General features: G+C 72.3%; 13 protein-coding genes, 1 tRNA gene and 1 rRNA gene. 11 read left to right on the top strand and 4 right to left on the bottom strand.

All coding sequences use genetic code 11. The features are described 5' to 3' along the window. Both rrf and ACIQFX_RS35450 read left to right on the top strand, forming a co-directional pair. Window positions 1–94: ribosomal RNA gene (gene rrf / locus ACIQFX_RS35455) — 5S ribosomal RNA — on the top strand; the annotation flags it as partial. A 4-nt stretch (window positions 95–98) separates the two neighbouring features. Next, window positions 99–171: transfer RNA gene (locus tag ACIQFX_RS35450), tRNA-Thr, on the top strand. 105 nt (window positions 172–276) lie between these two features. On the opposite strand, the gene ACIQFX_RS35445 is transcribed toward ACIQFX_RS35450, so the two are convergent. Then, complete coding sequence (locus ACIQFX_RS35445) at window positions 277–2,922, bottom strand: SpoIIE family protein phosphatase (RefSeq protein ID WP_402471860.1); 2,646 nt, start codon at window positions 2,920–2,922, stop codon at window positions 277–279. A gap of 269 nt (window positions 2,923–3,191) precedes the next feature. Here ACIQFX_RS35445 and ACIQFX_RS35440 point away from each other — a divergent pair, with 269 nt between their 5' ends. The 9 genes from ACIQFX_RS35440 to ACIQFX_RS35400 all read left to right on the top strand — a co-directional run bounded on the left by ACIQFX_RS35440 (window position 3,192) and on the right by ACIQFX_RS35400 (window position 17,553). Then, entirely contained in the window at window positions 3,192–8,678 is a 5,487-nt protein-coding gene (locus ACIQFX_RS35440) for a HAMP domain-containing protein (RefSeq protein WP_402471857.1), read from the top strand. Between the two features lie 294 nt (window positions 8,679–8,972). Continuing rightward, window positions 8,973–9,647 carry a two-component system response regulator gene (locus tag ACIQFX_RS35435; RefSeq protein ID WP_017237733.1) on the top strand — a complete coding sequence of 225 codons (675 nt, stop codon included), beginning with the start codon at window positions 8,973–8,975 and terminating at the stop codon, window positions 9,645–9,647. A 116-nt stretch (window positions 9,648–9,763) separates the two neighbouring features. Continuing rightward, entirely contained in the window at window positions 9,764–12,604 is a 2,841-nt protein-coding gene (locus ACIQFX_RS35430; protein WP_402471854.1) for a DNA translocase FtsK, read from the top strand. A gap of 307 nt (window positions 12,605–12,911) precedes the next feature. Further along, window positions 12,912–13,739 carry a helix-turn-helix domain-containing protein gene (locus ACIQFX_RS35425; RefSeq protein WP_402471851.1) on the top strand — a complete coding sequence of 276 codons (828 nt, stop codon included), beginning with the start codon at window positions 12,912–12,914 and terminating at the stop codon, window positions 13,737–13,739. A gap of 89 nt (window positions 13,740–13,828) precedes the next feature. Then, on the top strand, window positions 13,829–15,322 hold the full coding sequence (rimO, locus tag ACIQFX_RS35420) for a 30S ribosomal protein S12 methylthiotransferase RimO (RefSeq protein ID WP_402471849.1): 1,494 nt from the start codon (window positions 13,829–13,831) through the stop codon (window positions 15,320–15,322). Then, window positions 15,319–15,993 (top strand): CDP-diacylglycerol--glycerol-3-phosphate 3-phosphatidyltransferase, encoded by a 675-nt coding sequence (gene pgsA, locus ACIQFX_RS35415; protein WP_402471847.1) that lies wholly within the window; start codon window positions 15,319–15,321, stop codon window positions 15,991–15,993. The genes rimO and pgsA overlap by 4 nt, the downstream gene beginning before the upstream one ends. Next, on the top strand, window positions 15,990–16,511 hold the full coding sequence (locus ACIQFX_RS35410; protein WP_402471845.1) for a CinA family protein: 522 nt from the start codon (window positions 15,990–15,992) through the stop codon (window positions 16,509–16,511). Before pgsA ends, ACIQFX_RS35410 begins: the two co-directional genes overlap by 4 nt. A gap of 109 nt (window positions 16,512–16,620) precedes the next feature. Continuing rightward, window positions 16,621–17,004 (top strand): helix-turn-helix domain-containing protein, encoded by a 384-nt coding sequence (locus ACIQFX_RS35405; RefSeq protein ID WP_017237739.1) that lies wholly within the window; start codon window positions 16,621–16,623, stop codon window positions 17,002–17,004. Between the two features lie 234 nt (window positions 17,005–17,238). Continuing rightward, window positions 17,239–17,553, top strand: coding sequence for a hypothetical protein (locus ACIQFX_RS35400; RefSeq protein ID WP_402471843.1), 315 nt, complete (start codon window positions 17,239–17,241; stop codon window positions 17,551–17,553). Here the strand turns inward: ACIQFX_RS35400 and ACIQFX_RS35395 are convergent. The 3 genes from ACIQFX_RS35395 to ACIQFX_RS35385 form a co-directional block, all read right to left on the bottom strand. Further along, entirely contained in the window at window positions 17,501–18,265 is a 765-nt protein-coding gene (locus ACIQFX_RS35395; protein WP_402471840.1) for an SDR family NAD(P)-dependent oxidoreductase, read from the bottom strand. The two genes, ACIQFX_RS35400 and ACIQFX_RS35395, sit on opposite strands and share 53 nt — an antisense overlap. 90 nt (window positions 18,266–18,355) lie before the next feature. After that, a complete protein-coding gene (locus tag ACIQFX_RS35390) occupies window positions 18,356–19,168 on the bottom strand; it encodes an Fpg/Nei family DNA glycosylase (RefSeq protein ID WP_402471837.1) in 813 nt (270 codons plus the stop codon). Between the two features lie 544 nt (window positions 19,169–19,712). Beyond that, a complete protein-coding gene (locus ACIQFX_RS35385; RefSeq protein ID WP_402471835.1) occupies window positions 19,713–24,344 on the bottom strand; it encodes a DEAD/DEAH box helicase in 4,632 nt (1,543 codons plus the stop codon). Window positions 24,345–24,454 lie beyond the last annotated feature (110 nt).

Below are 24,454 nucleotides of genomic sequence, written 5' to 3'. Positions count from 1 at the left end.
AACGCCCGGTTACATTCCGAACCCGGAAGCTAAGCCTTTCAGCGCCGATGGTACTGCAGGGGGGACCCTGTGGGAGAGTAGGACGCCGCCGAACACCCGCCCTTTTAGCTCAGTCGGTAGAGCGTCTCCATGGTAAGGAGAAGGTCAACGGTTCGATTCCGTTAAAGGGCTCCGAAATGAGAAAGGCCCCCGCCTCTTGGCGGGGGCCTTTCTGCGTTCTGCGGACGGGACGCCGAGGCCGGCGATCCCCCTTTCGGGGGATCGCCGGGGGTGAGGTCAGCGGGGGTCGGGCTCGCGGAGCCGCATGGCGAGGATGGCCATGTCGTCGGAGGCGGGGGCCTGGGCGAAGCGCTCGACGGCGCGGAGGATGCGGGAGGCGACCGCGCCGGCCGTGAGGCCCGTACAGGTCTTGAGGACTTCGGCGAGGCCGTCGTCGCCGAGCATCCGGGTGCCCTCGCGGCGTTCCGTCACGCCGTCCGTGACGCAGAGGAGGACGTCGCCGGGGTCGAGGGTGACGGTCTGCTCGTACAGCTCCAGGTCGTCCATGACGCCGAGGAGCGGCTGGGGTTCCGCCGCGGGTTCGACCGTGCCGTCGGGGCGGAGGCGCAGGGGGAGGGGATGGCCGGCGCAGACGACCTTGAGGATCGCGGAGCCATCCGGCTGCGGGCGCATCTCGCCGTAGAGGAGGGTGAGGAAGCGGCTGCGGTCGCCCTCGTCGAGGATCGCCGCGTTGAGGCGTTCCAGGACGGCCGGGCCGCCGAAGCCCTCGCGGGCCAGGAGGCGCAGGGCGTGCCGGGCGAGGCCGGTGACGGCCGCGGCCTGGGGGCCCGTACCGCAGACGTCGCCGATCGCGAAGCCGTAGGCGCCGTCGCGGATGGGGAAGAGGTCGTAGAAGTCGCCGCCGACCTCGTTGCCCTCGCCTGCGGCGCGGTAGATGACGTCGACCTCGACGCCCGGGATCTCGGGGAGGCCCGGCGGGAGGAGGCTGCGCTGGAGGGACTGGCTGATCGCCACGCGCTCGGAGTAGAGGCGGGCGTTGTCCAGGGCGAGGGCGGCCCGGCGCGAGAGGTCCTCGGCGAGCTCCAGGATCTCCTGGCGGAAGTGGTCCTCGGAGGGGCGGCCGAGCGTCAGCATGCCGATCACCCGGTTGCGGGCGACCAGGGGCAGGACGACGGTCTCGCCGGCGACCGTGCCGGCCGTGGCCAGCGTCGTGTCGATGCCGGAGGAGAGCGGGCTCGCGGGGTGGTCGAGGGCGCGGACCGAGGCGGTCAGCGCGGCGCGGTGGGCGGCGTCGCCCGGCGCGGTCCAGACCCGGGCGCCGAGGGTCGGCACCGGGTCGGGCGGGGCGATGGAGGACAGCAGGTCCTTGAGGCCGTCGATGCGGTCCTCGTCCTCGTGGAGCACGTACGAGAGGTACGGGTCGGAGGACTGGTCGGCGATCGTGTAGACCGCGCACCAGGTGGCGAGGGTGGGGACCGTCATCTGGGCCATGAGGGCCAGGGTCTGGTCGCGGTCGAGGGTGCCGGCCAGGAGGTCGGAGGCCTCGACGAGGAAGCTGAGGGAGCCGCGGCGCAGGCGTTCGAGCTCGCCGAGGCGGGCGGACTCCACGGCGAGGGCGATGCGGTCGGCGGCGAACTGGAGGCGCAGGGCCTCCTCGTTCGAGTAGCGGTTCGCGGCCTCGGCGGCGACGCCGAGGGAGCCGGTGAGCCGGCCCTCGACCTTGAGCGGGACGGTGACCACCGCGCGCATGCCGGTGCCTTCGAGGAGGGGGACGGCGCCGGGGACGGCGGCCAGGTCCTCGTGGACGGCGGGCATGCGGGCGGAGCCGTAGCGGCTGGCACCGGTCTCGACGGGGACGCGGGCGAAGCGCTGGCGGGCGGCGGGGAGGCCGGTGGTCGCCCGTACCTCCAGTTCCGTCTCGTCGTCGGTGGCGAGGAGGAGGAAGGCGGCGTCGCCGTCCAGCATGTCGCGGGCGCGTTCGACCGTGCGCTGGAGGAGGCCGTCGAGGTCGTCGGGGGCCGGGGAGCCGATGAAGACCTCGAAGGGGTCGGCGGCGCGGCTCTCGCCGCCCGGCTCGGCGGCGGGGCGCTGCGGGGTCTGGAGGACGGCGCGCTCGTGCTCGCGTACCAGGAGGCAGACGGTGGAGGGCTCGCCCTGGGCGTCGCGGACCCGGAGGTGCGAGGCGTAGACGGGGACGACGCGGCCGTCCGCGCAGCGGATGCCGTAGGTGCCCTCCCAGCGGGAGAGGCGCAGTGCCTCGGCGAGGCCGGTGCCGATGCCGGGGGTGTGGGGCCAGGCGGCGAGGTCGCCGAGGGGTTTGCCGGTGACCTGCTCGGAGCCGTATCCGAAGAGTTCCTCGGCGTCCTCGTTCCAGGCGGTGACCGTTCCGCCGTCGTCGATCTGGACGACGGCGACGCGGACGCGGCTGTCGGCGACCGGGAGGAGCGGGTCGGGGAGGACGGGGCCGGCGGAGCGGGTGCCCACCGGGCGCTGGGTGAGGTCGAGATGGAACCAGACGTGCTTTCGGGTGGGGGAGTAGTCGACTCCCCAGCGGTGGGCGAGGGCGGCGCAGAGCAGCAGGCCCCGGCCGTTCTCGCGGTCGGGGTTGCCGAGGGAGCGGCCGCTCTGGACCGGGATTTCGCGCTCGGGGTAGCGGTCGGCGACCTCGACGCGGATGCCGTCGTCGGAGCGGAGGCAGAGGACCTCCGCGGAGGTGCCGGCGTGGATGACGGCGTTGGTGACGAGCTCGCTGGTGAGGACGACGGCGTCGTCGACGAGCTCGGAGTGCCCCCAGCCCTGGAGGGTGTCCCTGACGAACGCGCGGGCGGCCGCGACGGACCGCCCGACGGGCTCGAAGCTGGCAGTCGCCCGCGCGGTGATCACAGCACTCCTCGTACGCGTCTCGACGCCCGGCTCTGCCATGCTCGGTCTGCCCCTCCCGCTGCCCGGTGGTCGTGCGCGCACCACACCGCCCCCGCCGGGCGGACCGGGGCGGCTGGACAGCCGGAAGCCAGGTTACTTACCTTCACTGTCCGAGCGGATGCCGGTCACCGCTGATTCCGTCCCCCGGGGGTAGGGACGAGGTGCGAAGCTGCCGAACTGTTATCGCCTGGTTCGGTCGCGGTGAAACACTGGGCAGGCTACCGGCGGGAGCCGGAGCGGTACGGTCGACCCCTTTCGGGAGGGACACGGTGGAGTCTGGCACGGCGGCGCGGCGTGGCGGCGGCAGTGGCACGCGCGCGAGGGGCGGACGTTCCCGTGGGGGGACGGTGCAGGTGGACGCGGCGGCGCTGGAGCGGTTGTTGGCCGCTTTGGTGTCGATGCGGGACGGGAACTTCCGCAAGCGGCTCACGGCGTCCGGCGACGGGGTCATGGCGGAGATCTCCGCCGTGTTCAACGAGGTCGCCGACCGGCAGATGCACGTGACCGGGGAGTTGTCCCGGGTCCGGCGGGTGGTGGGGCGCGAGGGCAAGCTGTCCGAGCGCCTCGAGGCGGGGGCCAGCGAGGGGGCGTGGGCGGCGGCGATCGAGGCCGCGAACGCGCTCGTCGACGATCTGGCCCGGCCGGTGTCCGAGGTGGGTCGGGTGCTCTCGGCGGTGGCCGAGGGCGATCTGGACCAGCGGATGGACCTGCGTTCGGAGGGTGCCGACGGGACCGTACGGCCGTTGCGCGGAGAGTTCCTGAAGGTCGCGCGTACGGCGAACAACCTGGTCGACCAGCTGTCGGTGTTCGCGTCCGAGGTGACCCGGGTCGCCGTCGAGGTGGGAACCGACGGCAAGTTGGGCGGGCAGGCGCAGGTGCGCGGAGTGTCCGGTTCGTGGAAGGACCTCACGGACTCGGTCAACACGATGGCGAACCGGCTGACGGCGCAGGTGCGGGACATCGCGCTGGTGACGACGGCGGTCGCGGACGGCGACCTGTCGCAGAAGGTCACGGCGAACGTGGCCGGCGAGATGCTGGAGCTGAAGAACACCGTCAACCGGATGGTGGACCAGCTGTCGTCGTTCTCGTCCGAGGTGACCCGGGTCGCCCGTGAGGTGGGTACGGAGGGCGAGCTCGGCGGGCAGGCCGAGGTGGCCGGGGTCGCCGGTGTGTGGAAGGACCTGACCGATTCCGTCAACACGATGGCGGGCAACCTCACCAATCAGGTGAGAGGGATCGCCGAGGTGACGACGGCGGTCGCCAACGGCGACCTGTCGCAGAAGGTGCGGGTCTCCGCGCGCGGTGAGATCGCGCAACTCGCGGACACCATCAACCAGATGACCGAGACGCTGCGGACGTTCGCCGACGAGGTGACCCGGGTGTCGGGCGAGGTCGGCGCGCAGGGTCTGCTCGGCGGCCAGGCGCAGGTGCCGGGCGCGGCGGGGACGTGGAAGGACCTCACGGACTCCGTCAACACGGTCTTCCGGAACATCACCACGCAGGTGCGGGACATCGCGCAGGTGACGACGGCGGTCGCCAACGGCGACCTGTCGCAGAAGGTCACGGTCGACGTGGCTGGCGAGATGCTGGAGCTGAAGAACACCGTCAACACGATGGTGGACCAGCTGTCGGCCTTCGGTTCCGAGGTGACCCGGGTGGCGCGGGAGGTCGGCGTCGAGGGTCTGCTCGGCGGCCAGGCCGAGGTGCCGGGCGCGGCGGGCACGTGGAAGGACCTCACCGACTCGGTGAACACGGCCTTCCGCAACCTGACCGGTCAGGTGCGGGACATCGCGCAGGTGACGACGGCGGTCGCCAACGGCGACCTGTCGCAGAAGGTCACGGTCGACGTGGCCGGCGAGATGCTGGAGCTGAAGAACACCGTCAACACGATGGTGTCGCAGCTGTCGTCGTTCGCCGACCAGGTGACGCGGATGGCCCGGGACGTGGGCACGGAGGGCCGGCTCGGCGGTCAGGCGCGCGTGGACGGCGTCTCCGGCCGGTGGCGGGAGCTCACGGACTCCGTGAACTTCATGGCCGGCAACCTGACGTCGCAGGTGCGGCAGATCGCCCAGGTGACGACGGCGGTGGCGCGGGGCGACCTGTCGCAGAAGATCGACGTGGACGCGCGCGGCGAGATCCTGGAGCTGAAGAACACCATCAACACGATGGTCGACCAGCTCTCCGCCTTCGCGGACCAGGTGACCCGTGTCGCCCGCGAGGTGGGGACGGACGGGCGCCTCGGCGGCCAGGCGCAGGTGCCCGGCGTGGCCGGCGTGTGGCGCGACCTGACGGACTCGGTGAACGGCATGGCCGGGAACCTGACGACCCAGGTCCGCAACATCGCGCAGGTCGCCACGGCGGTGGCGCGGGGCGACCTGTCGCAGAAGATCGACGTGGACGCGCGCGGCGAGATCCTGGAGCTGAAGAACACCCTCAACACGATGGTGGACCAGCTCTCGAACTTCGCCGAGCAGGTGACCAGGGTGGCCCGAGAAGTGGGCACCGAGGGCATGCTGGGCGGTCAGGCCGAGGTGCAGGGGGTCTCCGGCACCTGGAAGGACCTCACCCAGTCGGTGAACTTCATGGCGAACAACCTCACCATCCAGGTGCGGAACATCGCCGAGGTCACCACGGCCGTCGCCATGGGCGACCTGTCGAAGAAGATCACGGTCGACGCCCGGGGCGAGATCCTGGAGCTTGTGACGACCGTCAACACGATGGTCGACCAGCTGTCGAACTTCGCGGACGAGGTCACGCGCGTGGCCCGCGAGGTGGGTACGGAGGGCATCCTCGGCGGCCAGGCACGCGTGCGCGGTGTCACGGGTACGTGGAAGGACCTCAGCGACAACGTCAACCTGATGGCCAACAACCTGACCAGCCAGGTGCGGAACATCTCCCGGGTCTCGGCGGCGGTCGCCAACGGCGACCTCACGAAGAAGGTGACGGTCGAGGCGCGCGGCGAGGTCGCCGAACTCGCCGAGACCGTCAACACGATGGTGACGACCCTGTCGTCGTTCGCGGACGAGGTCACGCGCGTGGCCCGCGAGGTGGGTACGGAGGGCGAGCTGGGCGGCCAGGCCCGGGTGCCGGGCGTCTCCGGCACCTGGAAGGACCTGACCGAGTCGGTGAACTCGATGGCCGACAACCTCACCGGTCAGGTGCGGCAGATCGCCGCCGTCACCACCGCCATCGCCAAGGGCGACCTGACCAAGAAGATCGACATCGACGCGCGCGGTGAGATCCAGGAGCTGAAGAACACCATCAACACGATGGTCGACCAGCTGTCGAACTTCGCCGAGGAGGTCACGCGCGTGGCCCGGGAGGTGGGCACCGACGGGCAGCTCGGCGGTCAGGCCCGGGTCCGGGACGTGGAGGGCACCTGGAGCGACCTCACCGAGTCCGTGAACGAGATGGCCGGGAACCTCACCCGGCAGGTGCGGGCCATCGCGGCCGTCGCCACCGCGGTGACCCGCGGCGACCTCAACGTCAAGATCGACGGCGTGGACGCGGCGGGTGAGATCCAGGCGCTCCAGGACAACATCAACACGATGATCGCCAACCTGCGCGACACCACGCTCGCCAACGACGAGCAGGACTGGCTCAAGAGCAACCTGGCCCGCATCTCCGGCCTCATGCAGGGCCGCCGGGACCTCGACGACGTGGCCTCGCTCATCATGAGCGAGCTGACGCCGGTGGTCTCGGCGCAGCACGGCGCCTTCTTCGTCGCCATGCCGACGGGCCACGCCCACAGCGACGCCGAACTCGTCGGTGAGGGCGACGGCTCGTACGAGCTGCGGATGCGCGGGAGTTACGGGTACTCGACCGGGTCCATGCCGACCTCGTTCCGGCCCGGCGAGACGCTCATCGGGACGGCCGCCGAGGAGAAGCGGACCATCCAGGTCAACGTGCCGCCGGGCTACCTGAAGATCTCGTCGGGGCTGGGGGAGGCCTCGCCGGCGCACGTGATCGTGCTTCCGGTGCTCTTCGAGGGCAAGGTGCTCGGTGTGATCGAGCTGGCCTCGTTCCAGCCGTTCGCGCAGATCCAGCGGGACTTCCTCAACCAGATCGCCGAGTTGATCGCCACCACCGTCAACACGATCAGCGTCAACACCAAGACGGAGGTGCTGCTCCAGCAGTCGCAGGAGCTCACCGAGCAGCTCAAGGAGCGGTCGGCCGAGCTGGAGCACCGGCAGAAGGAGCTCCAGGGCTCCAACCTGGAGCTGGAGGAGAAGGCGGAGCTGCTCGCCCGGCAGAACCGCGACATCGAGGTGAAGAACACCGAGATCGAGGAGGCCCGGCAGGTCCTGGAGGAGCGCGCCGAGCAGCTCGCGGTCTCCATGCGCTACAAGTCGGAGTTCCTGGCCAACATGTCGCACGAGCTGCGCACGCCGCTCAACTCGCTGCTGATCCTGGCCAAGTTGCTCGCGGACAACGCCGAGACCAATCTGACGCCGAAGCAGGTCGAGTTCGCGGAGACCATCCACGGGGCCGGTTCGGACCTGCTCCAGCTGATCAACGACATCCTCGACCTGTCCAAGGTCGAGGCGGGCAAGATGGACGTGTCGCCGACCCGGATCGCGCTCGTCCAGCTCGTCGACTACGTCGAGGCCACCTTCCGACCGCTGACCGCGGAGAAGGGGCTCGACTTCTCGGTGCGGGTCTCGCCCGAGCTGCCGGCCACGCTTCACACCGACGAGCAGCGGCTGCTCCAGGTGCTGCGCAACCTCCTGTCCAACGCGGTGAAGTTCACCGACACGGGCGCGGTGGAGCTGGTGATCCGGCCGGCCGGCGCGGACGTGCCGCAGTCGATCCGCGAGCAGCTCCTGGAGGCCGGTTCGCTGCGCGACCCGGAGGCCGCGCTCATCGCGTTCTCGGTGACCGACACCGGGATCGGGATCGCGGCCGGCAAGATGCGGGTCATCTTCGAGGCGTTCAAGCAGGCCGACGGCACGACCAGCCGCAAGTACGGCGGTACGGGTCTGGGGCTCTCGATCAGCCGGGAGATCGCGCGGCTGCTCGGCGGCGAGATCTTCGCGGCGAGCGAGCCGGGCCGCGGCTCGACCTTCACGCTCTACCTGCCGCTGAGCCCGACCGAGCTCCCCCCGCACGGGTACGGGCAGGGCTCGGCGGACGCGGAGGACCCGCAGCAGGGCGCGGAGGAGGGGACGGGCGGGGCGATCCACCCGTTCCCGCACTTCCCGCCGCCGCCCGTGCGGACCGAGGCCCGGTCCGGGGCCGGGGCGCTGTTCCGGCACCGGCGCAAGGCCGCGGCGGACGCGAACGGGGCGCGGACCGCGGTGCCGGGGCAGCCCGGCGAGCAGCACGCGCCGGACCGGGTGGAGCAGGAGATGGAGGTCGAGCCGCGCCGCACCTTCAGCTTCTCCGGCGAGCGGGTCCTCATCGTCGACGACGACATCCGCAACGTCTTCGCGCTCACCAGCGTCCTGGAGCAGCACGGCCTCGCGGTGCTGTACGCGGAGAACGGGCGGGAGGGCATCGAGGTCCTGGAGCAGAACGACGACGTGACGATCGTCCTGATGGACATCATGATGCCGGAGATGGACGGGTACGCGACGACGACCGCGATCCGGCGGATGCCGCAGTTCGCCGGGCTGCCGATCATCGCCCTGACGGCGAAGGCGATGAAGGGCGACAAGGAGAAGGCGATCGAGTCGGGTGCCTCGGCCTACGTGACGAAGCCGGTCGACCCCGATCACCTGCTGTCCGTCATGGAGCAGTGGATGCGGGGGGAGTGACCCCGGGCCGGGGGTCCGCGCGGTGCTTCGCGCGGACCCCCGGGCTCCGCTGACGGAACGTCGCCGAGGGCGTGTGAGGGGGCGGGATACGGGGAACCTTCTGGTCTCCCACCGCGTTTCTGCTACGTGCACAGTGACATCGCGGTGACAGGGTGTGGCGACGGGCGGGGTGCGGCTACGATGACCGGCACAAGGACGGACGGCGTTAGGGAGTCGTCTTCTGGGGCGGCGCCCGGTGCTTCCCCCGGTTCCGGGAGTCGGGGCGAGCCGTTGCCGGGGCGAGGAGGACGGGGCATGGTGCAGAAAGCCAAGATCCTCCTGGTCGATGACCGGCCGGAGAATCTGCTGGCGCTGGAGGCCATTCTCTCCGCGCTCGATCAGACGCTGGTGCGGGCATCGTCCGGGGAGGAAGCGCTCAAGGCGCTGTTGACGGACGACTTCGCGGTCATCCTGCTCGACGTCCAGATGCCGGGAATGGACGGTTTCGAGACCGCCGCGCACATCAAGCGGCGCGAGCGGACCCGGGACATTCCGATCATCTTCCTCACCGCCATCAACCACGGCCCCCACCACACCTTCCGCGGGTACGCGGCCGGAGCCGTCGACTACATCTCCAAGCCCTTCGACCCGTGGGTGCTGCGTGCCAAGGTCTCCGTCTTCGTCGAGCTCTACATGAAGAACTGCAAGCTGCGCGAGCAGGCAGCCCTGCTGCGGCTGCAGCTGGAGGGCGGCGGCGAGGGCGGTCAGGGCAAGGAGGCGGCGGGCCTCCTCGCCGAACTCTCCGCCCGACTCGCGGCGGTCGAGGAGCAGGCCGAGGCGCTGTCGAAGCAGCTCGACGACGACTCCGCCGACGCCGCGGCCGTCGCCACCGCCGCGCACCTGGAGCGCAAGCTCACCGGGCTCCGTCGGGCCCTCGACGCGCTGGAGCCGGGCACCGGCGCCGCACCCACGCTGCCCGCCCAGAGCTGACACATTGTCACCCGTGCTGCGTTCCGCCGTGATCGGGCGTCAGCATCGCGCCCCGGCGCGGCCGACACGATCGGGTGAGGCGGACAGCCCGTACCTTCACCGGTAACCTCAGCACCATGGCTTCACGTACGTCCGGCAAGGGTTCCCAGGGCACGGCGGGCGCCGCGAAGCCGCGCGCCGGTCGTACGACGGGCGCCGCGAAGAAAGCGGCACCCGCGAAGCCCTCCGTCAAACCGCCCGCCAAGAAGGCGCCGGCGAAGAAGGCCGCGCCCGCCAAGCGCGCTCCCGCGCGGAAGGCGCCCGCGAAGAAGACCCCTCCCCGGCCGGCCCCGTCGCCGACCGGCGGCGTCTACCGGCTCGCGCGCGGTGCCTGGCTCGGCGTCGCCCATGGGGTGGGCGCGATGTTCCGGGGGATAGGGCGCGGAGCCAAGGGGCTCGACCCGGCCCACCGCAAGGACGGGCTCGCGCTGCTGCTCCTCGGCCTCGCCCTGATCGTCGCCGCCGGCACCTGGTCCAACCTGCGCGGCCCGGTCGGCGACCTCGTCGAGATGCTGGTGACCGGTTCCTTCGGCCGCCTCGACCTGCTGGTGCCGCTGCTGCTCGGCGCGATCGCCATCCGGCTGATCCTCTACCCGGAGCGGCCCGAGGCCAACGGCCGGATCAGCATCGGCCTCTCCGCCCTCGTCATCGGCGTCCTCGGCCAGGTCCACATCGCCTGCGGTTCGCCGGGGCGCGGTGACGGCAGCGCGGCCATGCAGGACGCCGGCGGCCTCATCGGCTGGGCCGCCTCGCAGCCCCTCGTCTTCATGATGGGCGAGGTCCTCGCCGTACCGATGCTGGTGCTGCTCACGGTCTTCGGCCTGCTCGTCGTGACCGCCACCCCGGTCAACGCGATCCCGCAGCGGCTGCGCGCCCTCGGCGCCAGGCTCGGCATCGTCGAACTCCCGTACGACCCGGCGGAGGCCGAGGGGTACGAGGGACGGGAGGGGCCCGAGGGGTACGACGAGGAGTGGCGCGACGCCGGTCCGCAGCCCGCACGTCCCGTCCGCCCCCGCCGGCGCGCCTCCGGCCCCGCCGAGCCGTACGACGTGGACCGGGCCGAGGCGGAGACGCTGGAGCGGCGCGGCCGGTCCGCGCGCCGCTCCGCCGACGCGCCCGCCTTCGACCTGGGCCTGGACCCGGTGGACGTCGCCGCGGCCGCGGCCGCCGCGCTCGACGGCGCGGTCCTGAACGGCATGCCGCCGTCGCCGATCGTCGCCGACCTGACCAGGGACGTCACCGCCGAGCGGGACGCCGCCGTCGCCGCGGCCGCCGCGGAGAGGGCCGGGAAGGCGGGGGAGAAGGCCGGGAAGGCGGCGGCGCCCGTACCGCCCGCGCGCGGGGGAGAGCAGCGTCCCGGCGGGGGCGTACCCGATCTGACCAAGCCGGCGCCCGAGCCGACCGACCTGCCGCCCCGGGCGGAGCAGCTCCAGCTCGCCGGGGACATCACGTACTCGCTGCCCTCGCTCGACCTCCTGGAGCGCGGCGGGCCGGGCAAGACCCGCAGCGCCGCCAACGACGCCGTCGTGGACGCGCTCTCCAACGTCTTCACCGAGTTCAAGGTCGACGCGGCCGTCACCGGCTTCACGCGCGGTCCGACGGTCACGCGGTACGAGGTCGAGCTCGGCCCCGCCGTGAAGGTCGAGAAGATCACGGCCCTCACCAAGAACATCGCGTACGCGGTGGCCTCGCCGGACGTGCGGATCATCTCGCCGATCCCCGGCAAGTCCGCGGTCGGCATCGAGATCCCGAACAGCGACCGCGAGATGGTGAACCTCGGCGACGTGCTGCGGCTCGCGGCCGCGGCGGAGGACGACCACCCGATGCTGGTCGCGCTCGGCAAGAACGTCGAGGGCGGCTACGAGATGGCCAACCTGGCGAAGATGCCGCACGTCCTGGTCGCCGGCGCCACGGGCTCCGGCAAGTCCTCGTGCATCAACTGCCTGATCACGTCGATCATGATAAGAGCGACGCCCGAGGACGTCCGGATGGTGCTGGTCGACCCCAAGCGGGTCGAACTCACCGCCTACGAGGGCATCCCACACCTGATCACGCCCATCATCACCAACCCCAAGCGGGCCGCCGAGGCGCTCCAGTGGGTGGTGAAGGAGATGGACCTCCGCTACGACGACCTGGCCGCGTTCGGCTACCGGCACATCGACGACTTCAACCAGGCCATCCGGGACGGGAAGATCAAGCTGCCCGAGGGCAGCGAGCGCGAGCTCAACCCCTACCCGTACCTCCTGGTCATCGTGGACGAGCTCGCCGACCTGATGATGGTCGCGCCCAGGGACGTCGAGGACTCGATCGTCCGCATCACCCAGTTGGCCCGCGCGGCCGGCATCCACCTGGTGCTCGCCACCCAGCGGCCGTCCGTGGACGTCGTCACCGGTCTCATCAAGGCGAACGTGCCGTCGCGGCTCGCCTTCGCCACCTCCTCGCTCGCCGACAGCCGGGTCATCCTCGACCAGCCCGGCGCCGAGAAGCTGATCGGCAAGGGCGACGGGCTCTTCCTGCCGATGGGTGCCAACAAGCCCGTCCGCATGCAGGGCGCGTTCGTCACCGAGGCCGAGGTCGCGGCGGTCGTGCAGCACTGCAAGGACCAGATGACCCCGGTCTTCCGGGAGGACGTCACCGTCGGCCAGCGGCAGAAGAAGGAGATCGACGAGGACATCGGCGACGACCTCGACCTGCTGTGCCAGGCCGCCGAGCTGGTCGTCTCCACGCAGTTCGGATCCACCTCCATGCTCCAGCGCAAGCTGCGCGTCGGCTTCGCGAAGGCCGGCCGGCTGATGGACCTGATGGAGTCGCGGAACATCGTCGGGCCCAGCGAGGGTTCGAAGGCGCGGGACGTCCTGGTGAAGCCCGACGAACTCGACGGCGTGCTCGCCGTGATCCGGGGGGAGTCGGGGGCGTAGCGGACGGGAAGAGGGGTATCCGGTCGGCGGGGAGCGGGAGCCCCGCCGACGTGGCGGAAACTCGCCCCCTGACGCCGTGGCGGGAACGCGACCCCGTCGCCGTACCCGATCGAGACCGGGCCGAGACTCACTCGTAAGGGAACGGTGGGCAACCGTTTCCCCTGGCCGTACGTCAAGTTGGACGGTGGGACAGAAGGAAGTCCCAGCCTCATGGCGTACAAACAGCACCCGCCCGGTTGCCCCACCCTTTCGTACCACCCATAGACTGAACGTCCAGCAGGTGGCTACACGCTCGAAAGGCGCTCTCGTGTCCATCGGCAACTCCCCCGAAGACGACCGGACGTTCCCGGCAGACGACCGGGACGCGATCGGTCGCGCCCTCCAGCAGGCACGCATCGCCGCCGGTCTCACCGTCGAAGAGGTCAGTGCCTCCACCCGTGTCCGGATTCCGATCGTGCAGGCGATCGAAGAGGACGACTTCTCGCGCTGTGGCGGCGACGTCTACGCCCGCGGCCACATCCGTACCCTCGCGCGCGCCGTCGGGCTCGATCCGGCCGCGCTGATCGAGCAGTACGACGCCGAGCACGGTGGCCGCCCCGCGCCCACCCCCGCCGCCCCGCTCTTCGAGGCGGAACGTATCCGCCCCGAACCCCGCCGGCCCAACTGGACCGCCGCGATGGTCGCGGCCATCGTCGCCGTCGTCGGCTTCGTCGGCTTCACGATGTTCAACGGGAACGAGGCCCCGAAGGGGGCCAGCGCGGCCGACGGCGGCCCCGCCCCGGCGCCGGAGAAGGCCACCTCGGCCGCCAAGCCGAAGCCGGTCAAGCCCGTCGCCCCGAAGCCCACCGAGAGCGCGATCGCCGCCGTCCCGCAGGACAAGGTGACGGTCAAGCTCACCGCCGTCGACGACAAGAGCTGGATCTCGGCCAAGGCCCACGACGGCAAGCTGCTCTTCGACGGCCTCCTCCTCAAGGGCGAGTCCAAGACCTACCAGGACGACGAGCGCATCGACCTGGTCCTCGGCAACGCGGGAGCGATCGAGCTCTACGTGAACGGCAAGAAGGTCGAAGACAAGTTCGAATCCGGCCAGGTCGAGCGACTGACCTACACCAAGGGCGACCCCGAGGCCGGATGAGCCGCCCGCCCCGGCCGTGATGTGACCTCCGTCGCGCAGGTGAACCCTGCGCGACGGGGGAACGGCCGGGACGAAGTAGTCTTGAGTCCATGCCCGAACGCCGTACCGTCGCCCTTGTCACTCTTGGCTGCGCCCGTAACGAGGTGGACTCGGAGGAGCTCGCAGGCCGCTTGGCAGCGGACGGCTGGGAGCTCGTCGAGAACGCCGAGGACGCGGACGTCGCCGTCGTCAACACCTGCGGATTCGTCGAGGCCGCCAAGAAGGACTCCGTCGACGCCCTGCTCGAAGCCAATGATCTGAAGGACCACGGCAAGACCCAGGCCGTCGTCGCCGTCGGCTGCATGGCCGAGCGGTACGGCAAGGAGCTCGCCGAGGCCCTCCCGGAGGCCGACGGCGTCCTGGGCTTCGACGACTACGCCGACATCTCCAACCGCCTCCAGACCATCCTCAGCGGTGGCAGCGTCGAGGCCCACACCCCGCGTGACCGGCGCAAGCTGCTGCCGCTCTCGCCCGTCGAGCGCCAGGAAGCGGCCGCGGCCGTCGCCCTGCCGGGACACGGCGACGCCGCCGAGGAGCCCGTCGACGCCCCCGCCGACCTCCCCGAGGGCCTCGCGCCCGCCTCGGGCCCCCGCGCCCCGCTGCGCCGCCGGCTCGACGCCAGCCCCGTCGCCTCGGTGAAGCTCGCCTCCGGCTGCGACCGCCGCTGCTCCTTCTGCGCCATCCCGTCCTTCCGCGGCTCCTTCGTCTCGCGCCGTCCCTCGGACGTGCTGAACGAGACGCGCTGGCTCGCCGAGCAGGGCGTCAAGGAGGTCATGCTGGTCTCCGAGAACAACACCTCCTACGGCAAGGACCTCGGCGACATCCGGCTCCTGGAGAGCCTGCTGCCCGAGCTCGCCGCCGTCGACGGCATCGAGCGCGTCCGCGTCAGCTACCTCCAGCCCGCCGAGATGCGACCGGGGCTGATCGACGTCCTCACCTCGACCGACAAGGTCGTGCCCTACTTCGACCTCTCCTTCCAGCACAGCGCCCCGGACGTGCTGCGGGCCATGCGCCGCTTCGGCGACACCGACCGCTTCCTGGAGCTCCTGGAGACCATCCGCTCCAAGGCCCCGACGGCCGGTGCCCGCTCCAACTTCATCGTCGGCTTCCCCGGCGAGACCGAGGCGGACTTCGCCGAGCTGGAACGCTTCGTCACCCACGCCAGGCTCGACGCCATCGGCGTCTTCGGCTACTCCGACGAGGACGGCACCGAGGCCGCCACGTACGAGCACAAGCTCGACCAGGAAGTCGTCGACGAGCGGCTCGCCCACCTGTCCCGGCTCGCCGAGGAGCTCACCGCGCAGCGCGCCGAGGAGCGTCTCGGAGAGACCCTGGAGGTACTCGTCGAGACCCTCGACGAGGAGGACGGCTGGATCGGCCGCGCCGCCCACCAGGCGCCCGAGACGGACGGCCAGGTGTTCCTCACCGCGGCCGACGGTACGAGCCCCGACCTGGCCCCGGGCCGTATGGTCAGTGCGAAGGTCGTCGGCACGGAGGGCGTCGACCTGGTGGCCGAGTGTCTTTTCGAGGAGGCAGGCAGATGACCGGAGTCCCGGCATCCGCGACGGGCGGGACCGGTAGGCCGGCGCCCCGCGGCAAGCTGGGCACGGCGGCCGTCAACCAGGCCAGCCTGTGGAACATCGCGAACATCCTCACCATGATCCGGCTCGTGCTCGTGCCGGCCTTCGTGGTGCTCCTCCTCCAGGACGGCGGGCACGACCCCGTGTGGCGTGCCTGGGCCTGGGCGGCGTTCGCGGTGGCCATGATCACGGACGTCTTCGACGGGCACCTCGCCCGTGCGTACAACCTGGTCACCGACTTCGGGAAGATCGCCGACCCGATCGCCGACAAGGCGATCATGGCGGCCGGACTCATCTGCCTCTCCTCCCTCGGGGACCTGCCCTGGTGGGTCACCGGGGTCATCCTCGCCCGCGAGCTGGGGATCACCCTGATGCGGTTCTGGGTCATCCGGCACGGGGTCATCCCGGCCAGCCGCGGCGGCAAGATGAAGACGCTCGCCCAGGGCACGGCGGTCGGCATGTACGTCCTGGTGCTCACCGGCCCGCTGGCCACCCTGCGCTTCTGGGTGATGACGGTGGCCGTCGTGCTGACGGTCGTCACCGGTCTGGATTATGTGCGACAGGCGGTCGTCCTGCGGCGCAAGGGGCTCGCCGCGGAGCGCGCGGCGGCCCGGCCGGAGGCGTCGACGCGATGACCGAGGCCGCCCGGGTGCTGGCCCTGCTCGCGGAGCGTGATCACACGCTGGCCGCCGCGGAGTCGCTCACGGGCGGTCTGGTGGCCGCCGAGCTCACCGGCGTACCGGGAGCCTCGCAGTCCTTCCGGGGGTCGGTCACGGCGTACGCCACCGCCCTCAAGCACGAGCTCCTCGGCGTCGACCGGGCCCTCCTCGCCGAGCGCGGGGCGGTGGACCCGGAGGTCGCGCTGCAGATGGCGGCCGGTGTACGGGACCGGCTCGGCGCCGACTGGGGCCTCTCGACGACCGGCGTCGCCGGGCCCGACCCGCAGGACGGACAGGCCGTCGGAACCGTCTACGTGGCGGTCGCCGGCCCCGCCGCGACGGGCGCCGGGGCGGGGAAAGTGGTCTCGTTGAGGTTGAACGGCGACCGCGCGGAAATCCGTAGAGAGAGCGTACGGAGCGTGTTGGAACTCCTCCTTGAGGAACTCTCGGGAAATGCGCGGGCACAGGATACGGAACACAACGGGGGGAATTGATGTTTGCAGCCCTGAGTGAACACGACATCGCTCCCCGCACGGCCGCAGCCCGAGGCGGTACGGTGGGGCGTGAAGGATGCGGCTACGCGGTCCGAGGAGGGAGCCACCGATGATTCTGCTCCGTCGCCTGCTGGGTGACGTGCTGCGTCGGCAGCGCCAGCGCCAGGGCCGTACTCTGCGCGAAGTCTCCTCGTCCGCCCGAGTCTCGCTCGGCTATCTCTCCGAGGTGGAGCGGGGGCAGAAGGAGGCTTCCTCCGAACTGCTCTCCGCGATCTGCGACGCGCTGGACGTACGGATGTCCGAGCTCATGCGCGAAGTGAGCGACGAGCTGTCGCTCGCCGAACTGGCCGAGTCGGCAGCGTCGAGCGAACCGGTGCCGACACCGGTCCGCCCGAGGCTCAATTCGGTGTCGGTGACGTCGGTGGCGGGTGTGCCCACCGAGCGGGTGACCATCAAGGCGCCCACGGAAGCGGTCAACGTCGTCGCCGCCTGAACCGAAGCACGTGGGGCGAGGCCCCGGTCGACGCCCTGCGGGGCACTGACCGGGGCCTTTCTCTTTGCCGCCGTCTCCTGCGGACCCTCCGTGACGCCCGGTCCCGTTCGTCTGAGATGCCGGGTCCCGGCGCGGCGTGCATGGTGGAGGACGTAGGGCGTGCGCCGGGACTGCCCCGGTGCGCCCTCCCGCAGGGTGATCCTGCCGGTCTAGCGTCGACGGCAGGAGGCGGCCATGGTACGGCGACGGGTTCCGCTGGTGACGCTCGCGCTGGTCGCGGTCGCACTGGCAGTCGGGGGGCTCTGGTGGTGGGCGGTGCTGCGCCTGCTCCTCATGCCCGCGGACGCCGGGACGGTGGAAGGAGCCGTGGCCGCGGGCGGCTGGGGGCTGAGCCTGCTGCCCGTGCACGTGGCGGCTTCGTCGCGGCGCGGAGGGCGGGGGCCGGGGGCGGGTGCGTTCGCGGGTGGGGCGGGGGCGGGAGTGTCCGGGGGGAGGGCTACCAGGGCATGGCGACGCCGCCGTTGGGGCGGAGGATCTGACCCGTCGTGAACGAGGAGGCGTCGGAGGCCAGGTGCAGGACCGCGTGTGCGATGTCCTCGGCCTCGCCGACCCGCCCCAGGGGTGAGTGACGGACCATCGCCGCCTCCGCCTGCTGCTGGGCCGCCGGTTCGTGGCGGTCGGTCATGGGCGTCCGGATCCACCCCGGAGCGACCGCGTTGACCCGGATGCCGTGCGGGCCCGCCTCCGTCGCCAGGGTCTTCGTCAACTGCACGACCGCCGCCTTGGTGACGCTGTAGCAGAGGAGTCCGGGGCTCGCCGTGTCCATCGCCCCCGAGGCCATCGTGACGATCGACCCCCGCGTGCCGGAGGCGATCATCGAGCGGGCCGCCTCCTGGCACGCGTACAGGACACCCTTGAAGTTCACCGCGAAGACGCGGTCGAGGTCCTCGTCACGGGTCTCGAGCACCGTGCTCGTGTGCATGATCCCCGCGATGGCGGCCATCACGTGCAGCGGGCCGGCCGACCGTACGGCGGCGGCCAGCGCGGTCCTGTCCGTGACGTCGAGCGCGTGCGGGTGCGCGGTGCCGCCGTCGCGCGCGATCAGTGCGGCGGTCTCCTTGACCCCGCCCTCGTCGCGGTCCGCACAGTGCACCGTGGCGCCCGCCAGCGCGAGGAGAACCGCGGTCGCGCGGCCGATCCCGCTCCCTGCGCCGGTGACGAACGCGGTGCGGCCGGTGAGGTCGTACGCGGAGAGGGTCATCTTGGGACCGTACGACTTGATCTGACGGATCGTCAATTAATGTGTGAGGGTGGGCGAGAGGCCGGTGGGAGGTTGGGCGGCAGGGTGGAGTCAGGGGCGTTGGGCGGGGCCTGGTTGGCAGTTGGGGCACCAGTACGTGATCCGGTCGCCGATGTCGGCGTGGGCGTCGGGATCGGTTCTGCGGATCGGGGCGCCGCAGCGCAGGCAGGGGCGTCCTTCGCGGCCGTAGACGTGGAGCGGGGTGCCGGGTCTGCGCGTGGTGGTGGTGCGTCGGTCGGGGTGGTCCTTGTTCGCCTCCAGGAGGCGGTGCGCCGTCGCCACCAGGCGGGCGGGGACGCCGGGGCCGAGGTCGCCGACCGGGAGCCAGGGCGAGACCGCGGCGAGGAACGCCAGCTCGCACTTGTACACGTTCCCGATACCGGCCATGTTGCGCTGGTCGAGCAGGGCCTCGACGAGCGGCCGCGCCGGGTCGGCGCACAGCCGCCGCTCCGCCTCCTCCGGATCCCAGTCGGGCCCCAGCAGGTCCGGGCCCAAGTGGCCGACGACTCGTGACTCCTCTGCCGTACGGATCAGCTCCAGGACCTGGAGTCGGTAGCCGTACGCCGTGGACTCCTCGTTCCCGAGGATCGCCCGGATCTGATGCGCCGGGCCGCCGCGCGGCCGCTCCCCCGTCGGATACACCCGCCACGCGCCCTCCAGCCGCAGATGCGAGTGCAGCGTCAGCCCGCCCTCGATCCTCGCCAGCAGATGCTTCCCGCGGGGCGTCACGTCGAGGAGCGTGCGGCCGGTGAGGTCGGCGGTCGCGAAACGGGGTACGCGGAGGTCGGCGCGGGTGAGGACCCTTCCCGCGAGTGCGGTGTGCAGGTGTCGGGCGACCTGCCAGACGGTGTCTCCTTCGGGCACGGGTCCATTGTGCGGGTTGGGGGAGGGGAGGGGGTGGGATGTGCGTGCCGCTGATGCGCTTGGGCAGTGGGTGGGGCCGTCGCTGCCGCTCCGGGTTGTGGGTTGCGCCCCATGGGCCCTGGGTTGCGCCCTGTCTGCCGCCGCCCGGGTTGTGGGCAGCTGTTCCGTTGGGGCGGAACGGGTGGGCACAACCCACGACGGCGCCGCACCTTCGGCGCACCGTTCAGGCCCGGAAGCCTAGGCCCGGCAGGGGGCGCCGTCCCGTGTGCCCACCCTCCCCCGGACTCCGTCCGGGGGGGACCCCCACGCCCCAGCGGGACGATTGCCCACACGGAGGTGGCGGCGGGCAGCGGGCGCCACCCCGGGTGGGGGCCCGAGGGGCGTGCCGCCCACACGGAGGTGGGCGTGCGGCGAGGGCGGCGGCCGACGTCCGGGGTGGGCGGGGCGCCGGCCCGTACGTGGGGCCGTATGGAGTTGGGTGGCGGGCGCCTGGTCAGGAAGCGGGGCCTGGGATTGGTGGGTCGGGGCTCGGCCCTGCGGGGGGTCAGGGGCGGAGGCGGAGGCCTCGGGGGGTGGGGTGGAAGCCGGCGGATTCGAAGGAGGGGGAGAGGGGGGAGGTGAGGGAGGTGGTGGTGTTGATGCGTTCGAGGGTGAGGGGGGCGTGGCGGGCCAGAGCGTGGGCGGCGGCGATGAGGGCGGGGTCGTCGGGGGTGGTGGGCCAGGAGAGGAGGGTCTTGCCGCCGCGCTCGACGTAGAGGGTGAGTTCGCCGTCGACGAGGACGACGAGGGCGCCGGCTTTGCGGCCGGGGCGGTGGCCGGCGCCGGTGGGGGGCTCGGGCCAGGGGAGGGCGGCGCCGTAGGCGTTCGCGGGGTCGGCGGCGGCGAGGACGAGGGCGCGGGGGCCGGCGGCGGCCTCGGCGCCGCGGTCGCGTGCGGTCGCGGCGGCACGGAGGCGGTCGACGGCGCCGTCCATGGCGAACTGGGCCGCGCCGAGGCCTTCGACGACGTAGCCGCGACGGGCCTGGCCGCTGTCCTCGAAGGCGGACAGGACGCGGTACACGGCGGAGAAGCCGCCTTCGACGCCTTCGGCGGCCACCGCGCCGCGGGTGACGACGCCGTGCCGGTCCAGGAGGGTGCGGGCGAGGGCGTGGGCCCGGTGGGTCCGCTCGGGCTCTGCGGGGGGCAGCAGCGACCAGCGGCCGGAGACGGTGGGCGGGCCGGTGCGGGAGGCCGGGCGGGCGGCGGCGGTGAGGGTGCCGTACCTGCCGCGGGGGACCGTACGGCGGGCGCGGTGGGCGGTGGAGCCGGCGGTGCGGCCCGAGCCGAGCAGGGAGCGCAGGGGGGCCAGGGTGTCGTTGGTGAGCCGGCCCGACCAGGCCAGGTCCCAGAGGGCGTCGGCGAGCTGGGGATCGGTGGCGTCCGGGTGGGTGGTGGCCCGGATCTGGTCGGCGATCTGGCGGAAGAACAGGCCGTAGCCGCCGGAGAGGGCGGTGAGCGCCGACTCGTGCAGGGCGGAGAGCTCCAGCGGGTGGGGCGGCGGCAGGAGCAGGGGGGCCGCGTCCGCGAGGTAGAGCGAGACCCAGCCGTCCTTGCCGGGCAGTGACCCGGCACCGGCCCACAGGACCTCGCCGGTGGTCGTCAGCTCGTCGAGCAGGGCCGGGGAGTAGTCATGGACCCGCGAGGGCAGGACGAGCTTCTCCAGGGCCGAGGCGGGGACGGGCGCGCCCTGGAGCTGCTCGATCGCGCGGGCGAGGCCGTCGATGCCGCGCAGGCTGCTGCTCCCCAGGTGCTGCCACTGGGGCAGGAAGGTGGCGAGCGCCGCCGGGGGCACCGGTTCGAGCTCGTGGCGGAGGGCCGCCAGGGAGCGGCGCCGCAGTCGGCGCAGGACGGTGGCGTCGCACCACTCCTGCCCGATGCCGGAGGGGTGGAACTCGCCCTGGACGACCCGGCCCGAGGCGGCGAGGCGCTGGAGGGCGCCGTCGGTGACGGCCGCGCCGAGGCCGAAGCGGTGGGCGGCGGCGGAGGAGGTGAACGGGCCGTGGGTGCGCGCGTACCGCGCGAGGAGGTCGCCCAGCGGGTCCTTGACCGGTTCGGTGAAGGCCTCGGGCACGCCGACGGGCAGGGCCGTGCCCAGGGCGTCCCGGAGGCGGCCCGCGTCCTCGATCGCCGACCAGTGCTCCTGGCCCGCGATCCGGACCCGGATGGCGCGCCGGGCGGCGGAGAGTTCTGGTGCCCAGTCCGGCTCGGCACCGCGCTCGGCGAGTTCGGTGTCGGTGAGGGGGCCCAGGACCCGCAGCAGGTCGGCGACGCCTTCCACGTCCTTGATCCGCCGGTCCTCCGTCAGCCACTGGAGCTCCCGCTCCAGCTCGGCCAGGACCTCGGGGTCGAGCAGTTCGCGCAGCTCCGCCTGGCCGAGCAGCTCCGCGAGCAGCCGGGAGTCCAGGGAGAGCGCGGCCGCCCGCCGCTCGGCGAGCGGGGAGTCGCCCTCGTACAGGAACTGCGCCACGTAGCCGAAGAGCAGCGAGCGGGCGAAGGGGGACGGCTCCTGGGTGGTGACCTCGACGAGGCGGACGCGGCGGGCCTCGATGTCCCCCATCAGTTCGGTGAGTCCGGGGACGTCGAAGACGTCCTGGAGGCACTCCCGGACCGCTTCGAGGACGATCGGGAACGAGCCGAACTCGCTCGCCACCTGGAGGAGTTGCGAGGCGCGCTGACGCTGCTGCCACAGCGGGGTGCGCTTGCCCGGATTCCGCTTGGGCAGCAGCAGGGCGCGCGCGGCGCACTCGCGGAAGCGGGAGGCGAACAGCGCGGAGCCGCCCACCTGGTCGGTGACGATCTGCCCGATCTCGCCCTTGTCGAAGAGGGCGTCGGCCGCGCCGACCGGTGCCTTGTCGGCGTCGAACGTCGTGTCCAGGTGCCGGCCGGGGTCCACCGGCTCGTGGTCGAGGAGGTCCAGGCCCATCTCCAGGCCCATCAGGTCGGCGTCCGGCAGGCGCAGCACGATGCCGTCGTCCGCGTGCATCACCTGGGCGTCCATGCCGTACCGCTCGGCGAGGCGGGCCCCGAGCGCCAGCGCCCAGGGAGCGTGGACCTGTGCGCCGAAGGGGGAGTGGATGACGACCCGCCAGTCCCCGAGCTCGTCCCGGAAGCGCTCGACCAGGATCGTCCGGTCGTCCGGCACGTGACCGCAGGCCTCGCGCTGCTCCCTGAGATACGCGAGGACGTTGTCCGCGGCCCAGGCGTCCAGTCCGGCGGCGAGCAGCCGCAGCCGCGCGTCCTCGTCGGAGAGGGCGCCGACCTCGCGGAGGAACGCGCCGACCGCCCGCCCCAGTTCGAGGGGCCGGCCGAGCTGGTCGCCCTTCCAGAACGGCAGTCTGCCCGGCACTCCGGGCGCGGGGGTGACGAGCACCCGGTCCCGGGTGATGTCCTCGATCCGCCACGAGGTGGTGCCGAGCGTGAAGACGTCGCCGACCCGCGACTCGTACACCATCTCCTCGTCGAGCTCCCCGACGCGGCCGCCGCCCTTCTTCGGGTCCGAGCCCGCCAGGAACACGCCGAACAGGCCCCGGTCGGGGATCGTGCCGCCGGAGGTGACGGCGAGCCGCTGCGCGCCCGGCCGCCCGGTGACCGTCCCGGCCACCCGGTCCCACACCACGCGCGGGCGCAGCTCGGCGAAGGCGTCCGAGGGGTAGCGGCCCGCCAGCATGTCGAGGACGCCGGTGAACGCCGACTCCGGCAGCGACGAGAACGGTGCCGCGCGGCGCACCACGGCCAGCAGGTCGTCCACCTGCCAGGTGTCGAGCGCGACCATGGCGACCAGCTGCTGGGCCAGGACGTCCAGCGGGTTGCCGGGGATCCGCATCGACTCGATGGAGCCCGAGCGCATCCGCTCGGTGACCACCGCGGCCTGCACCAGGTCGCCGCGGTACTTGGGGAAGACGACGCCCGTCGACACCGCACCGACCTGGTGCCCCGCGCGACCGACGCGCTGGAGCCCGGAGGCGACCGAGGGCGGCGACTCGACCTGCACCACCAGGTCGACCGCGCCCATGTCGATGCCGAGCTCCAGGCTGGAGGTGGCGACCACGGCGGGCAGCCGGCCCGCCTTCAGGTCCTCCTCCACCTGGGCGCGCTGCTCCTTCGACACCGAACCGTGGTGGGCCCGGGCGAGCAGCGGGGGGGCGCCCTGCGCAGCCCCCGACTGGGCCATGACCTGGGCGGGGGGAGCGCCTTCGGGGAGCGGTTCGCCGGTCGCCCGCTCGTACGCGATCTCGTTCAGCCGGTTGCAGAGGCGCTCGGCCAGGCGGCGCGAGTTGGCGAAGACGATCGTCGAGCGGTGGGCCTGGACGAGGTCGGCGATCCGCTCCTCGACCTGCGGCCAGATCGACGGCTTGTCCCCGCCGTCCTTGCCCTCGGACGCCGGTGAGCCGCCCAGCTCGCCCATGTCCTCGACGGGCACGACGACGGAGAGGTCGAACTCCTTGCCCGACGGCGGCTGGACGATCTCCACCGCGCGCTTCGGGGACAGGTAGCGGGCCACCTCGTCCACCGGGCGCACGGTGGCCGACAGGCCGATCCGGCGCGCGGGGCGGGGCAGCAGCTCGTCGAGCCGCTCCAGGGAGAGGGCCAGGTGCGCGCCCCGCTTGGTGCCCGCGACCGCGTGGACCTCGTCCAGGATGACCGTCTCCACGCCCGACAGGGCTTCGCGGGCGGCGGAGGTCAGCATCAGGAACAGTGACTCGGGGGTGGTGATCAGGATGTCCGGCGGCCGGGTGGCGAGCGCCCGGCGCTCGGCGGGCGGGGTGTCACCGGAGCGGATCCCGACCCGGATGTCCGGCTCGGGCAGTCCGAGGCGCACCGACTCCTGCCGGATGCCGGTCAGGGGGGAGCGCAGATTCCGCTCGACGTCCACGGCGAGGGCCTTCAGCGGCGACACGTACAGCACGCGGCAGCGCTTCTTCGCCTCGGCGGGCGGCGGCGTGGACGCCAGCCCGTCCAGGGAGGCGAGGAAGGCGGCCAGCGTCTTCCCCGAGCCGGTCGGCGCGACGACCAGCACGTCGGAGCCCTCGCCGATGGCCTTCCAGGCGCCCTCCTGCGCCGCCGTGGGCGCGGTGAAGGCCCCGGTGAACCAACCACGGGTCGCGGGGGAGAACGAGTCGAGCGCGGACCTGACCATGCCCCCCATCGTGCACCCCGCCACCGACAACCGCCCGGACCTGTGGAAAACCGGCCGGCGACAGGGGCCCGGCGTGGGAAGGGCTCCGACGGCTCCCGGGCGCAGAATGG

The organism is Streptomyces sp. NPDC093089, from assembly GCF_044754405.1.
GTDB lineage: Bacteria > Actinomycetota > Actinomycetes > Streptomycetales > Streptomycetaceae > Streptomyces.
Note: the sequence above shows the minus strand (reverse complement) of the source record. Positions and strands in the feature narration are given on the sequence as shown.